The sequence below is a fragment of the Rhizobium sp. C104 genome, from assembly GCF_022354505.1.
Classification (GTDB): domain Bacteria; phylum Pseudomonadota; class Alphaproteobacteria; order Rhizobiales; family Rhizobiaceae; genus Rhizobium; species Rhizobium redzepovicii.
The window spans coordinates 2,518,781-2,532,746 of the sequence record NZ_CP092348.1 but is presented as its reverse complement, the minus strand read 5'-3'; the positions used below and the strand labels follow the sequence as shown (position 1 = coordinate 2,532,746).

The following is a 13,966-nucleotide window of genomic DNA, read 5'->3' as shown; positions in this document are numbered from 1 at the left end:
AAACCGTCATGAAAGGCCTCGCGCAAAAGACATGGGGCCTCCAAGAAACGCTTGTGCAAAGGGTGGAACATAGTGCTCGGCAAGGTCTCGCGTCTCATCGTCTCCGCTTCCATTCTTGCCTTGCTCGCCGGCTGCGATACGCTGGGCATCGGCGGCGACAGCAAGTCGGCGGCGCCGGCGCAGTCGAACGGCACCGCCCAGATCATGCCGCTGGCGCCGGCCAATCCGACCTCGAACAATCCTTCGATCGGCACCGCAAAGACCGCGCAGGGCGCCGTCGCCCCCGTCGTCCAGGGCGCCTGCCCGCAGATCTTTATGCGCGACCAGGATGCGATCTTCCGCACCTATGCCAAGGGCAAGAAGGACGATGCGCAGCAGATCGTCTTCCAGGCGTCCTTCGGCGATTACACCCGCCAGTGCACGCTGAACGAGGCGAACCTGACGATGACCATCGTTGCCCAGTTGCGCCTCATCACCGGCCCGGCCGGCGCTCCCGGCCCGGTGACCCTGCCGATCCGCGTCACCATCCTCGACGGCGAGACCGTGCTCTATTCCGAAGTCACCAAATTCCCGACCGAGATCCCGGCGGGCGCGCCGGGCACCCAGGTGATCTTCCGCAAGGACGGCATCAAAATGCCCGTCGGCGCCGGCGCCCTGGTGCGCGTCAACATCGGCTTCGATACCCAGCCGGCAAAGACCAAGAAGAACAGCTAAAGCCGCCCGGTGAGTTCGGTCTTCCTGGTTCATCGGAAAAGCATGCGGCAGCACGTTCGGGAAGATGCGCCCCCTGCGAGGACCGAAGTCATGTTGTCCAAGGAAAAATCGCAGATCTCTCTCAGGTTGCCAACGTCGACGGTCGAAGCATTCGATCGCATCGCCCAGGTTCTCGATCGAGATCGAACCGGAGTGATGTTGAAAGCCCTCGACCACTATCTGGCGAATGAGGGCGCCGAGATGCTGCAGGATGCCCATGGCTTCGATGAACTTGACCGCGGGGAAAGCGTCGATCTCGACGACGTGCTTGAAAAGGCTCGGATGATCGTTGACGCTTCGGAAGTTCGACATCGTCGGGTTGGCTGATGCCGGCTGCCCGTCTCTCCAAAAGTGCCGAACGCTGGCTTCTGACCAGAATTGCCGAATTGGCAGAAATCAATCCTGCAGCCGCCAGAAATCTTATCGACCGTCTTGAAAGACAGAAGGCACCGTTGTCGTCCTTCCCCAAAATGACGGAAAAAGGCGGCCGGCTCCCGCTTCTGACGGAGCGCCGTTGCTTGTCTCAGATCAGAGAACGCCTTCCCAGGCCGCCAACGCGGCGACGACACCAGGCAGGTCGTTCATGCGGGAGATCGCCGTTTCGGCGCCGGCATCGGTCAGCTTGTCGGCATGGGCGGGATAGCTGTGCGAGGCGCCGGTGAAGCCGATGACGCGCATGCCGGCGGCGCGCGCCGCATGGACGCCGTGCACGGAATCCTCGACGACGACCACCTTGTCCGGCGAGACACCCATCTGACTTGCGCCGTGCAGGAAGATGTCGGGCTTCGGCTTGGCCCGGTCGGGCCCGAGATCCTTGGCGGAAAAGATATTGGGGGCAAACAGCGGCTTCAGCCCCACCTTGCCGAGCATCATGTCGAGCCGCTTCGTGCTCGAATTCGAGCAGATGCAGCGCTTCATCGAGAGCCTGGAGACGGCGAATTCGACGCCTGGAATGGCCTTGACGTCATTCGCCAGCCTGGCGTCGAGCAGTTGCTCGGACTTCTCGAGCAGCGAGGCAGAAAACGGGATGCTCGCTTCGCGCTCGATCTGCAGCAGGATATTGCGCCATGTCATGCCGGCGAAGCGTTCGCCCATTTCCTCGACGCCGATCGGATATCCGGCCTCCGTCAGAAGCGCGGATTCGACTTCCGCGGCGATGATTTCGGAATCGACGAGCACACCGTCGCAATCGAAGATAATGAGATCGAAGCCGTTCATATGTTCACGCCTTGCTGGAAATCTGGGTCTTGTCCGGGGATTCAGCGGCTTTACACGATGCCCGCCGAAAGCTCAACCTGATCTCAAGCATGGCTGCGATGCGGCAAGCGACCGGCTCCGCGGTCGCTGCCGGATCGCTTCCGTGAAGCCGTCAAGCTGCCCGTCGTGCGAATTGCGCCGGCGCCGTCGCGCGCAGCTTGAAGCGGGAAACGAGTTCGCGCAGCTTGGCGGCTTCCTCGGCCAGATGACCGGATGCGGCGGTCGATTGCTCGACCATGGCCGCATTCTGCTGGGTCACCTGATCCATCGAGTTGACGGCGGTATTGACTTCGGCAAGGCCGGTCGACTGCTCTCTTGCCGATACGGCAATGGCATCCATGTGCTGGTTGATGCGGGCGATCTGCTCGCTGATGGCGCTCAGCACCTGGCTGGTGTCGAGAACCAGCTTGACGCCGCTTTCCACTTCCACCGAGGATTTCTGGATGTGGCCCTTGATTTCCTTTGCCGCCTGCGCCGAGCGCTGGGCGAGTTCGCGGACTTCCTGGGCCACCACCGCAAAGCCCTTGCCGGCCTCTCCCGCGCGCGCCGCTTCGACGCCGGCGTTCAGTGCCAGCAGGTTGGTCTGGAAGGCGATTTCGTCGATCACGCCGATGATGCTGGAGATCTGCTGCGACGAGGCCTCGATGCGGCGCATGGCCTCTTCGGCATGCGACACGACCTCCGCCGATTTGGCGGCGTTGCGATTGGCGTCCGTCGCTTCGGTGCGCGCCTCGTCGGTGCGCTTGCTGGAGTTCGAGACATTGGCGGTGATCTGATCGAGCGCTGCGGCGGTTTGTTCGAGAGAGGCCGCCTGCTGTTCGGTGCGTTTCGACAGATCGCCGGCCCCGGATGCAATTTCCCTTGTGCCTTCGTCGATCGCGGCAATGGCCGTTGCGATGGCGCCGAGCGTCTGATCGAGCTGGCGGATCGACATGTTGAAATCATGCCGGAGGCTCTCGAAGTCGGGGGCAAAGGGCTCTTCGATCTGGAAGGCGAGATCGCCGGAGGCAAGCCGCTTCAGGCCTGCGGCAAGACCGGATGTTGCCGCCCGCAGCCGTTCGGCCGCATCCTCGTCCGCCTGCTTGCGGGCCGTGACCCGCTCGGTTTCGCCCTGCAAGCGGGCGGTTTCGGAGTCCTGCTCGAGCTGCTTGTTGGCGATCGCCGCCTGACGGAAAATTTCGACAGCCGATGCCATCGTGCCGATTTCGTCAGTGCGGCCGATCCCGGTGCAGGCAATGGTCGTGTCACCGCCGGCGAGCCTTTGCATATCGTTGGAAAGCGAAAGGATCGGCTTGGTGACGGTCTTGCGGGTCAGGAAATAGAGGCCGAAGGCGAACAGCGCGGCCGAAGCCAGAAGGGCTTTGAGGGTGATATCGACAGAGGCTTTGATGTCGGCGCTACGCTCGGAAATATCATCCGATACGGCGGTGATCTGATCGCCGGCCTGTTCCATGGCCGTTTCCAATGTCGAGAACTGCTGCATGAATTCCGGCAGCGCCTTCAACGCCGCCGCCGGATCCTTGCCCGCAAGATCGACCATCTTCGTGGCGCTTTCCACATAGACGAGCAGGGGACGTTCGATGTCGGCAAGGACCGCTTTCGTTTTTGCGTCGGAGACAAGAGCCTTGTTGGCGTCGATCATCTCGCGGAACGATGTCTCGTGCTCCGCCAGATCCGCCTTCACCGCGGCGGCGTCTATGCCGGCTGCCGGGTTGGATGCGAGCAGGGAGGCGAGCACGTCGGCGCGCAGTGCGTCATGCATCATATCGGCCTGCATGTGGTTGCGCAGAATTTGCGCCGACTGGGCGACATCGGCGCTGTTGGCCGAAAGGGTGGAGGCAGACCAGATGCCGACCCCTGTGGCGCCGCCCGCCAAGGCGAAAATCGCGATGCTTGCAATGATGATCTTATGCTGGATCGACGCCATGTCGGGTTCTCACGTTAATGTAGAACCTGAGATTATCGGAACATGCTTAATGATTTCTCAGCGAGACCTCGCGAATCCGCGTAAAAACAACAGGTTGTAGTGTTTGTCTCGTGCGATGAGCAGTTGAATGCGCTCGAAGAAGGCCGAGCCTTAAGCACCGGAGGCCATTGCGCCAAGGCCAGGGGCTCGCCCTTGTTTGTGCGAGGCGAGCCCATCTAACCTACTGTTCCGGCAGGATGATCTTCTGATTGGTGGTATTCTTGACTGGCTTCTCGCCGGGAACATGCGACATGGTGCGGGTCGTGCTTTCCAGCGAGCTGCCGTCGGTGCTGGTCTTCGTGCGGGACTTGCTGAACGTCCCCTTGTCGACGGCCTGGGCCTTGGTTTGTGCCTTGAGCTTGTCGCCATTATCGTTGACATGGGTCTTGCTTTGCGCCTTGCCATCGATGGTGGCTGCACTTCCCCCGATCCGATCGAGGAAGTGGTGCCGGTCCGGCACGTGCCTGCGGTTCCCACAGAGCTCGCCGAGGTGCCGCCGGCCGAAGCGCTTCCGCCAGTGCCGACCGTTCCGGCCGCATTGCAATCCTCCGCAAGAACCACCGAACTCGACGCGAGAAGCGCGATCGAGGCGGCTGCGATAAGGTTGATATGTTTCATTGTCCTCTCCTATTTCGTCGGTTTCGTCATTGAGCAGGTGCCGTCGGAACGTTTGGTGATGACGGTGCCGTCGGGCCTTGTGATGCTTGCCGTGGAAAAGCTGTCGACGCTTCCGGATCCCGCCGACGAGCCGGCGGAGGCGGACGACGAAGAGGAGGAGCCGGCCGAACCGCTGCCTGTTGTGGTCGACGAAGACACGTGCCCGTTGCCGGCCGTCACGGTGGTGGACATATCTCCGGCCTGTGACTGGACGATTGTGCATGTCGTTCCGTCGTCGAGCTTGATCTCCTCCGACATCGTCTGCCCGGCGACGAAGACCAGGCAAGCGCTGAGTGCGATTGTGGAAAGCTGGGTCATTGTCTTATCTCCAAGGGTTTGGCCGACGCCGCAAAGGCGCCGGCCGATAGCGTCAGCAGCCCTTGGTGCCGGCGGCATCCTTCTTGACCTGGCCGGGCGCGCAGCCCTTCTTGCCCTTGTCGTCATGCGACGTTCCAGCCGCACTGCCGCCGGTTCCGACGGTGCTGCCCGTCTTGTCGCCGTCCGCAGACGAGGCGCCGGTTCCGACACTCGAGGCCGAGTTCGCATCGCCCGAGCCCGCGGCAGAACCGCCGGTGCCGACTGAGCTGCTCGAGGTGCCGCCGCCGGCCGATGAACCGCCTGTGCCGAGCGTCGAAGCAGAACCCGAGCCGGAGCCTGAACCCGCGGCAGAGCCGCCGGTGCCGACGGTGCTGCTCGAGGTGCCGCCACCGGCCGACGAGCCGCCGGTGCCGATCGTCGAGGACGAGCCGGAATTGCAATTGGTCGCGCCGGCAGGGCAGGTGCCCCCGGCAGAGCTGCCACCAGTACCGACGGTGCTGCTCGCAGTTCCGCCGCCAGCCGACGAACCGCCGGTGCCGACCGTGCTTGACGATTGCGCGAAGCCGGAAACGGCCGTGCCGGCCAGAAATGCCGCTGCCAAGGCGAGATGTGTTAGTTTCATCATGATGTATCCTCCGTTTGTTTGTGACTGACTGCCGCAGCGGGCAGCTGATTTCCAAACGAAGGTTCTGCCCGGCTGTTCCGGATCTAGGTATTCAGTCGGATAAGACGTCGGACTTTTGGTCGATGTCGCCGGCGTCCGCGGCAACCCCGGCCGATTTGCCGGCGATCGCCAAGACAAGGCGGCGATAATGCGCCATCTGCCCGGCTACCCAGGTCTCAACCTGAAGGAGCGTATCGTCGGGCATCAGCGCCAGTTCGCCGCCCGGAGAGATGCAATACCAGCCTTTCTCGGCCGCCTCGTCGAGGATATTGCTGATGTGCTGGCGAGAGACGTCGAAGCGCTGGGCAAGAGCCCGATAGGTCAGGCTTCCGGCGATTGCCTTGCCTTGACGCTGGCGCAGGGCTTCGGCCATGACGGCGCAAAACACAAGGTGGCCGGCGTCTCTTTCGCTGTGGCGGACGATTAGAGGAAATGGGCCGAACAGGTCATCCTTCACCGCGTAGCGCTCCGCCGAAAGCGCCAACCAATGCGCCAGCAGGGTCTCGTCCGTCGCCAGATCATCCGGCCGGATCGGCAGGAGAGGTGCGAATAATTCCGATGAGCTCAGAATGGCGAGCGGTGATTGGGCAATCTCCCGCATCAATTCCAGGCTAGGCTTCAGGACTTGTGTTCGCCGATCCGTCTCGAGCGATTTTGCCGTGACGAGACCACGGTCGCGCAGCCCGCTGATTAAAGCGGCAATCTGGCGCGGGCTGCCGGGTGCCGATCGTTGAAGAAGCGCAAGCGAAGGCGCCGGGCCACGCGACTGAAGCCACTGAACATGAAGGCAGATCAGAATGAAGGAGACGAGGTAGCGCTGCTTCTGGGCAAAGAGTTTGTTCGCCGGCAGCAGTTTTGGCACGCGCGCAGTCATCGCGTCGCAATAGGCGAGAAGCGCGCTGCCATAGGAAGGATGCCGTATCAAGCCGGCCGCTTCGACCCACAGACTGTCCGAAGCGAAATCTTTCACCCCGGGATAAAGGCGCGTTTCGCTCATGTTTTCTACCGCCGGCTCAGATGATCGATGCAAAGTTTGGACTCCCCGGAGTGCGGGCAGCATTTTATACAGCCTCCGCGATCAATTTTTTAGTAAAGCTGATTCTGATGAAAGCACAGTGCCGTTTTTCCATTCATTTCGCCGTTGCCGGTTCAGCCTTTATCACCCTTGTTCTCTCGGCCGTTACCGCTCGCGGCGACTCCTCTCTCAGTTCCTATGTCGAGATCAGCAACGGCGGCGAGTTGGGAACCGATCAGGTCGACATGTCGACGGGTGGATGGATCAGATCCGTGGGGGCCGGAACCGTCAACCTGGCCCCGGAAATGGATATTATGGACGGTGCCGTTGTGCGTTTCTCCGCCATCTCCGGCAGCGATCTGAATCTCAGACTTTATCGGGCCGGCACGGGCGCGGAACTTCATTTCGGCGGCGCCGGCGACACCGGCACAGTCACGCTTGCGGATAACTTCTTCTCGGGCGGAAGCCAGGACGTTTATGTCGATTCCGGCACGCTGCTGGTCCCGGGCGACGGTCAAGGGGCACTGCTCCGCGCCACCACAACAACCGTCGCGTCGGGTGCCACCATCGACTTCGGAGCGCACAGCGATTGGATAGCCTCCCTTGCCGGCAGCGGCACGATTCACCTCAGCGATACGGATCTCGAGATCCGAGACTTCTCCTTCGATGGAACGATCGACGGCGCAAACCGTGTGACCTTCAGTCGGAGCGGAAGCTGGCAAGGCAGGTTCGTGGGTGTCGGCGAAGTCGCACTCTCGGCCAATCGGTCCATGAGCATTCTGGATGCTGCCACCGCCGCAAATCTTTCGACGCTCGATTCGCTTCGATTGTCGTCAGGCTCGACCCTGGATCTAAGAACGTACGACGCCTCGCTCAACAACCTGTACGGCGCGGGCATGATCGGCACGACGGAAACGCTGGCAATCGGATCCGGAAATTATTCCGGCGGCATCATCGCCGCCCGCGGCTTGACGATTTCCGGGGATTTCCTGTGGTCGGGCGTCTCGCAAGGGGCCCTGTCGATCGACGTCCTGTCCGGCGCGACACTGACCGCCGATGGCGGCAAAGTCTTCGGAGGCTCGGCCGACATCAGCCTCGATGGGGCGCTAAGAATCAATGCGAGCGAAGCCGTGGACGCGTTGACGGGCAGCGGCACCATCGACGTCGCCAGCAACGCCGTTCTGTCGGTCGGGGCCGGCGACAGTTCCACCACCTTCGACGGCGAAATATCGGGCGCTGGCGGTCTGACCAAAGCCGGCACCGGCACCTTCACGCTCAGCAGCCGTCAGTCCTATACCGGTGCAACGACCATCTCGGCAGGCACATTGCAATTGATGTCGGCGAACGCGCTTTCCGCATCGTCCGGCCTTTTCATGGATAACGGCACCCAATTGGATATGGGCGGATTCAACCAGGCTATTGCGAGCCTTTCCGGCGGCGGCGAGGTTCTGATCGGCAGCGCCAGCCTTTCGATTGGCGGTTCCGATGCGAGCGGATCGTTCAGCGGCGTCATATCCGGCAGCGGGTCCGTGACAAAATCGGGCGCCGGAACTTTAGGGCTTTTTGGACCCAACAGCTTTTCCGGCGCGATGAATGTGCTGGGAGGAACCCTCTTCGTGTCCTCATCCGCATCTCTCGGCGATGGAAGCGCCACCAATACGCTGACCCTCGATGGCGCGACGCTGCAGACATTCGGCACCGTTGCGTCTCCGGCCTCCCGGGCTGTGGTCATCGGCGGCGCCGGCGGCACCGTGAATACGAGCGGCAATGCGGTAACCTTTGCCGGAAACGTATCAGGCACTGGAGGGCTGACAAAGACCGGCGCGGGCACGCTGACCCTTTCGGGCAACAATACGCGGTCGGGGGATACGGACATCGAGCAGGGGCGGCTATCCCTCCAGAACTGCAACGCGTTGGCTGACGGCGCCCGCGTGACCATTGCCGATCTCGCCGGCGCCGGGCTCGACGTCGCCACCTCCGAAACCATCGGATCGCTCGCCGGCGGCGGCTCGTCGGGAGGGGATGTCACGCTTTCCAATGCAGCGACGCTGAATGTCGGCGGCGATGACAGTTCCACCATTTTCGCCGGGTCGATTACTGGAGGCGGCAGCCTCGTCAAGACCGGCGCCGGCTTGTTTCATCTGACGGGCAATAGCAACTATAGCGGCGACACGGATGTGCTGGATGGTACGCTCTCCGTCGACGGCAGCCTGGCTGGCGCCGTCAACATTGGGTCAGGCGCAAGACTTCAGGGAACCGGCAGCGTCGGCATGACTTCGCTTGCAGCAAGCAGCATCCTTGCTCCCGGAAATTCGATCGGAACCCTGACGGTCACCGGAGATCTGAACTTCGATCCAAGCAGCGTGTTCGAAGTCGAGATCGGCAGCACCGGGCTCAGCGACAGGGTCGATGTCACCGGCACCGCCTTCCTGAACGGCGCCAAGGTTCAGACGATCCTGTGGGATCCGGCCGTCAGCTACGTCAACGGCCAGTCCTACACGATCGTCTCGGCCGGGACCGTCTCCGGCACGTTCGGCGATCTGGAGATTGATTCTGCCTTCCTGAAGTCTTTCCTCAGCTATTCCGCTACCGACGTAACCTTGACCTTGCGGACTGTGCTCAGCCCCGGCTCTCTGTTTCCGAGTGCCGCTCTTACGTATAATCAGCAACAGTCGGCTTATGGCCTCGACTTCCTCGACCAGACAAGCGGCTCCAGCAGTCTCGCGCTCTATAACGCGATCCTTTACAGCGACAGGGCAGAAGCGAGGGACGCGTTCGACCAGCTCTCCGGCGAGATCCACGCCTCGCTGCAAAATGGCCTTTTCAGCGAGGCCGATGACGTGCGCAATGTGGTTTACGACCGGCTGGACGAGGCTTTCGAGACTGGCGCCAAGGTATGGACGAGCGCCTATGGCAATATCTCCTGGCTGAAGGGTGACGGAAACGCCTCCAGCGCCAGGACTGCGCGCGGCGGCGTTCTTTACGGGGTCGACTGGCTGATCGACGATCGTGCGGCCGGCGTTTTCGCAGGCGTCGGACAATCCTCTTTCGAGATCCCCGATCTCGGCTCCACGGCCAATATCGACAGTGTGCATTTGGGCCTCTATGCCGGCCAGAGATTCGGCGGCTTGCAGGTCAAATTCGGGGCGTCGAACAGCTGGTACGACATCGAAACGCGCCGAGACATCGCCTTTGACGGTTTTTCCGACAGCCAGACGGCAAGCTATCGCGGCAGCACCGCCCAATTCTTTTCCGAGGCCTCATTCGACTTCGGCCTTTCCCGTGACCTTATTATCACCCCATTCGGCAGACTGGATTATGCAATCGCTCAGCGCGACAGCTTCCACGAAGATGGCGGCGCTTCTTCCCTTTCCGGAGAAAGCGCGCGCGAAGACCAGTTTGCAACGACGGTCGGACTGCGTGCGGAACGGCAGGCTTCGGTCGCCGGCAAGAACGTCGTAACCGGTTTCGATGTCGCCTGGAGACGGATAGCCGATCAGGACACGGCGCTCTCCGCGCTGACATTCGAAAATGGCGGGAGTTTCGTCGTGAAAGGGTTGCGCAATGCCGAAAACAGCGTCGTTGCCGGTGGATCAGTGGCATTGCAGTTGACCGCGGCCGCGGCCGCATCCGTATCGTACCGGGGAGAATTCGGCGATGGCCAGAACCGCCATAGCGCCAACGCCCGATTGGACGTCAGATTCTAACGGAAAGCTACGCCTGTGACGGAAACAGTTTCACGAACTGCCGGGAGCCTTCGAGCGAGAAGATGATCGAGCGGCTTTCGGCGGTGCGCCTCGCCCAGCCCTTGTCGAGGAAGGTTGACAGCAGCGCCTTGCCGAGGCTGCCGGCAAGATGGGCGAGCCTTTCGCTCCAGTCGAGGCAGGAACTGCAGAGCGGGCGGCGCGCCGAGCCGGAGGGCGCCGACATCGATGCCGATGAGATCGCTTCGCCCTTAACCAGTATCCCGGCTGGCGCGACACCATCCTCATTGCCGGCTCGGGGGCTGGGGCGTACCATGCAGGGCAAGAGGAGAGGGACCATGAGGCTTTCAGCCCTTGTTCGATCGGCGGCAGCCGTAGCGCTGCTTTTTGCCTTCACATCCACCGAGGTCACCGCCAAGGGCGGCAAGCACCACAAAAACTGTGCGCAGCTGCAGGCGATGATGGATAATGGGCTGACCGGCGGAAAACATGCCAGTGATGGACCCGAGAGGCGAGCCAAGGTCGAAAAGAAAATGAGGAAGAAGGGCTGCTAGCGCATGATGCCGAAAAGTGTGAGCGGTTTTTGGACGACATCATGCTCTAACTCTTTAATTTAGAACAGGATTCAGATTTTAGGCCGATCGGGCCTAAAATCATTCTGTTCGAGGCGGCAAGCCCTTGAAAGTCGGCTACGGACGCCGTCTGGCAGCCGACCGCTATGCCGAGATCGAAGACCGCTCGACCGGTACGTGCGCGTCAGGCTGTTGCCTCAAGCGAGGCGGGTGAGAAATCGATGAAATCCGCGTGATCACCGGCCCATTACAGCCCCGGGACTACCTTTGGCATTCTCATGCACTAGATGGCGCTCGGGGAAGAGGACGCCACCGCCGCCATGGGGAAGAGGAGAGGCGGCACGCCGAAGAACCGACCAAGAGGAAGCCTGCATGACGATCGAGGACATTATCGAAACCCTGGAAAAAACGGATATGCCCGACGGCCGGATCGACGCCTTCATCACCTGTGCCTTTTTGCTGAAACAGCTCCGGCCGGCCGAGCCGAACGATTTCGACGGTCCCCATGATTACATGCCGAGCAGCATCAAGTCGCAGCACGGCTTCCTGATGGCGCGGCCGTTCACCCACGACGTCAATCACGCCATCGATCTCTGCCGGGAGATCCGGCCGGATGCCGTCTGGCATCTTGCCCGCGGCCAGGCGTCTGACGATTGCCTTTACGGCGCGCAACTGCGCGAGATCGAGGAAGGCGAAAACGTGCTGGGTGAAGCCGAAAGCAATCACGCCGCACTGGCGCTCACACTCGCGGCGCTGCGTGCGCATGTGCGGCAGCAGGATGGGTGGAAGGCCGGTGGTCTATAGCCAGCACCAGCCGGAATGGCGCTGAATGGTTGTGCAGATCCGCAGCGAACCTACGCGTCGATCGGAAAGAGCTTCAGAAACTGCCGGTCTCCTTCCGGGGTGAAGAGGACCGAGCGGCTTTCGGGCGTGCGCCGCGCCCAGCCCTTGTCGAGGAAGCTTGACAGCAAGGCTTTGCCGAGGCTGCCGGCAAGATGGGCGCGCCTTTCGCTCCAGTCGAGGCAGGAGCGGCAGAGCGGGCGGCGCGACGATCGGAGGTCGCCGACATCGATGCCGATGCATTCGAGATCGTTTTCGCCCTTCTCGGTCAGCGATAGCCCGTCTCCGACCGCGTCGATCGAGCCTGAGGCGATCAGGCTGTCGAGCATGCGCACGCCGTAATCGCCGGCGAGATGATCGTAACAGATACGCGCCTTGCGCAGCGCCGGCTCTTTCGGCCCCGGCTGGTGGCGCAGATGCCCGCGTCCGGCGGCAAACCCCATCATGCTTTCGATCAGCCGGGCAACAGCCTCGTCGGCCAAGGTGAAGTAGCGGTGACGCCCCTGCTTGCGCTGGGCAAGCAGTCCGCCGGCTTCAAGCTTGGCAAGATGTGTACTCGCCGTCTGCACGGTGATGCCACCGACGCCGGCAAGCTCGGTCGCCGTCAGCGCCCGGCCGCCGGTGAGCGCCGCCAGCATGTTGGCGCGGGCGGGATCGCCGATGAGCGCACCGATTTGCGCAATGTCAGGACCTTCCTTCATACTTCGATCGTAACCGAAGCATCGCCGTCAGGCAATGTGCGAAAACGAGCAGGCACAAAGGAGAAACACCGATGATCACCTGCTTCATCCGTTATCAGATCGACCCCTTCAAGAAGGAGGCCTTCGCCGAATATGCCCGCAACTGGGGCCAGGCCATTCCGAAAAACGGCGCCGACCTGATCGGCTATTTCGGCCCGCATGAGGGCTCGTCGACAACGGCCTACGGCGTCTACAACATCGAAAGCCTCGCCGCCTACGAGGCCTATCGCGCCAGGCTGGCCGCCGACCCGCTCGGCCGCGACAATTATGAATTCGCCAGGCGCGAAGGCTTCATCCTCAAGGAGGACCGCATCTTCCTCAAAAATGTCTCCGCCCCTCACGCCAAGCTGGTGCAGCCATGATCGCCGTCATCTTCGAAGTCGTGCCCTATATGGGCGAGCGCCACAAATATCTCGACCTCGCCGGCGAATTGCGATCCGAGCTCGAAAAGATCGACGGCTTCATCTCGATCGAGCGGTTCGAGAGCCTGACGAACCGCGGCAAGCTGCTGTCGCTCTCCTTCTTCCGCGACGAGGAGGCCGTCAGACAGTGGCGCAACCTCGAAGCCCATCGGGCAGCCCAACAGGCCGGTCGCGGCGGCATCTTCGCCGATTACCGCCTGCGCATCGCCAGCGTCCTGCGCGATTACGGCATGTTCGAACGCGACGAGGCGCCGGCGGATAGCCGCAAGGTGCATGATGCGGCGTGAGGTCGAGAGCGAGCGCATCCCGCGCGGTCGCCAGGCCGGCGCTGTGAAAAATGCAACTGGCGTACCCCGTTCGAACTACAGGCGTGACAATGAATTTATTTCATTTATCAAAATGGAGAAAATGCTATCTGCAGTTTAAATATCAAGCAATGCGGAAAACCAGATCGTGTGGGCCTCAAAGATAATAAAATTTGTATGGGCAGCTATATTTTCCTTTATCTACATTGTCTTAGCGTTCTTCGTAATTTCTACGGCTCTCATGATCATCCAGAATCCTGATATCATTGGGGTGACATTCCCAGAGCGAGCAATCTCAGATGCCGCGCGCTTAACCGGCCGAAGTAAAAATGAAATCGACGGTGAATGCAGCATGAAAGGCAGCTATTTTGATAAGCAAGTTACCTGTGACATGAGGAGGGTGCAGGGTAATAAGATAACGGACACTGTGCTGTTGGAGTATAGGGTGATGTTTGACACGATCATGAGTTTTAACGACATCCGGGAAAATCTTGAATAAAGAGATGTTTGACGTGGTTGCGGCCATCTCCGCCGGCCAGCCTGGCTGTCACCCACAGCTCTCCGGTCATGCTAGTGATTGCCCCTCACCCTAACCTTCTCCCCGTTCTGATGGGGAGAAGGTGGCGGCAGCCGGATGAGGGGCGGCCCTCGCCGATCTCCTCGGCTGGGAGTATTGAGCTCCTGTTCGTGTCCCCGACCAGTGAAAAACGCCGCAACCCAAAGACAATCAATGTCTTCCGTCCGGCCCCGCAT

At 61.3% G+C, this 13,966-nt stretch carries 14 protein-coding genes and 2 pseudogenes; 8 read left to right on the top strand and 8 right to left on the bottom strand.

Translation table 11 applies throughout. The features are described 5' to 3' along the window. Positions 1–69 precede the first annotated feature (69 nt). Both MF410_RS13820 and MF410_RS13815 read left to right on the top strand, forming a co-directional pair. Positions 70–714 (top strand): hypothetical protein, encoded by a 645-nt coding sequence (locus tag MF410_RS13820; protein ID WP_179867057.1) that lies wholly within the window; start codon positions 70–72, stop codon positions 712–714. 90 nt (positions 715–804) lie between these two features. Beyond that, entirely contained in the window at positions 805–1,080 is a 276-nt protein-coding gene (locus tag MF410_RS13815) for a transcriptional regulator (protein WP_097624129.1), read from the top strand. A 201-nt stretch (positions 1,081–1,281) separates the two neighbouring features. On the opposite strand, the gene MF410_RS13810 is transcribed toward MF410_RS13815, so the two are convergent. From MF410_RS13810 to MF410_RS13785, 6 genes and pseudogenes are all read right to left on the bottom strand, one after another. Next, positions 1,282–1,971, bottom strand: coding sequence for an HAD family hydrolase (locus MF410_RS13810; RefSeq protein ID WP_097624130.1), 690 nt, complete (start codon positions 1,969–1,971; stop codon positions 1,282–1,284). Between the two features lie 151 nt (positions 1,972–2,122). Further along, a complete protein-coding gene (locus tag MF410_RS13805) occupies positions 2,123–3,937 on the bottom strand; it encodes a methyl-accepting chemotaxis protein (RefSeq protein ID WP_097624131.1) in 1,815 nt (604 codons plus the stop codon). A 220-nt stretch (positions 3,938–4,157) separates the two neighbouring features. Further along, positions 4,158–4,594, bottom strand: a pseudogene (locus MF410_RS13800) (hypothetical protein). Positions 4,595–4,603: 9 nt separating this feature from the next. Further along, positions 4,604–4,951 carry a hypothetical protein gene (locus tag MF410_RS13795; protein ID WP_097624133.1) on the bottom strand — a complete coding sequence of 116 codons (348 nt, stop codon included), beginning with the start codon at positions 4,949–4,951 and terminating at the stop codon, positions 4,604–4,606. A 52-nt stretch (positions 4,952–5,003) separates the two neighbouring features. Next, a complete protein-coding gene (locus MF410_RS13790; RefSeq protein WP_097624134.1) occupies positions 5,004–5,576 on the bottom strand; it encodes a hypothetical protein in 573 nt (190 codons plus the stop codon). Positions 5,577–5,667: 91 nt separating this feature from the next. Continuing rightward, complete coding sequence (locus tag MF410_RS13785; protein ID WP_131711375.1) at positions 5,668–6,612, bottom strand: MarR family transcriptional regulator; 945 nt, start codon at positions 6,610–6,612, stop codon at positions 5,668–5,670. A 107-nt stretch (positions 6,613–6,719) separates the two neighbouring features. Here MF410_RS13785 and MF410_RS13780 point away from each other — a divergent pair, with 107 nt between their 5' ends. Beyond that, positions 6,720–10,337 (top strand): autotransporter domain-containing protein, encoded by a 3,618-nt coding sequence (locus MF410_RS13780; protein ID WP_165503942.1) that lies wholly within the window; start codon positions 6,720–6,722, stop codon positions 10,335–10,337. Between the two features lie 7 nt (positions 10,338–10,344). Here MF410_RS13780 and MF410_RS13775 read toward each other — a convergent pair. Further along, positions 10,345–10,570 (bottom strand): annotated as a pseudogene (locus tag MF410_RS13775) (transcriptional regulator); the annotation flags it as partial. A gap of 102 nt (positions 10,571–10,672) precedes the next feature. Between MF410_RS13775 and MF410_RS13770 the strand changes: the two are divergent. Together MF410_RS13770 and MF410_RS13765 are read left to right on the top strand one after the other, a co-directional pair. Then, positions 10,673–10,888, top strand: a complete 216-nt coding sequence (locus tag MF410_RS13770) for a hypothetical protein (protein ID WP_097624183.1) — start codon at positions 10,673–10,675, stop codon at positions 10,886–10,888. 390 nt (positions 10,889–11,278) lie between these two features. Then, a complete protein-coding gene (locus MF410_RS13765; protein WP_097624137.1) occupies positions 11,279–11,710 on the top strand; it encodes a hypothetical protein in 432 nt (143 codons plus the stop codon). A 50-nt stretch (positions 11,711–11,760) separates the two neighbouring features. Here the strand turns inward: MF410_RS13765 and MF410_RS13760 are convergent, their stop codons facing one another. Next, positions 11,761–12,447 (bottom strand): metalloregulator ArsR/SmtB family transcription factor, encoded by a 687-nt coding sequence (locus tag MF410_RS13760; RefSeq protein WP_097624138.1) that lies wholly within the window; start codon positions 12,445–12,447, stop codon positions 11,761–11,763. A gap of 71 nt (positions 12,448–12,518) precedes the next feature. Here MF410_RS13760 and MF410_RS13755 point away from each other — a divergent pair, with 71 nt between their 5' ends. The 3 genes from MF410_RS13755 (at position 12,519) to MF410_RS13745 (ending at position 13,712) form a co-directional block, all read left to right on the top strand. Beyond that, positions 12,519–12,848, top strand: a complete 330-nt coding sequence (locus MF410_RS13755; RefSeq protein ID WP_097624139.1) for an NIPSNAP family protein — start codon at positions 12,519–12,521, stop codon at positions 12,846–12,848. Continuing rightward, positions 12,845–13,195, top strand: coding sequence for an antibiotic biosynthesis monooxygenase (locus MF410_RS13750; RefSeq protein WP_097624140.1), 351 nt, complete (start codon positions 12,845–12,847; stop codon positions 13,193–13,195). The genes MF410_RS13755 and MF410_RS13750 overlap by 4 nt, the downstream gene beginning before the upstream one ends. Positions 13,196–13,454: 259 nt before the next feature. Then, positions 13,455–13,712, top strand: coding sequence for a hypothetical protein (locus MF410_RS13745; RefSeq protein ID WP_239619820.1), 258 nt, complete (start codon positions 13,455–13,457; stop codon positions 13,710–13,712). The last annotated feature ends 254 nt before the right edge of the window (positions 13,713–13,966 follow it).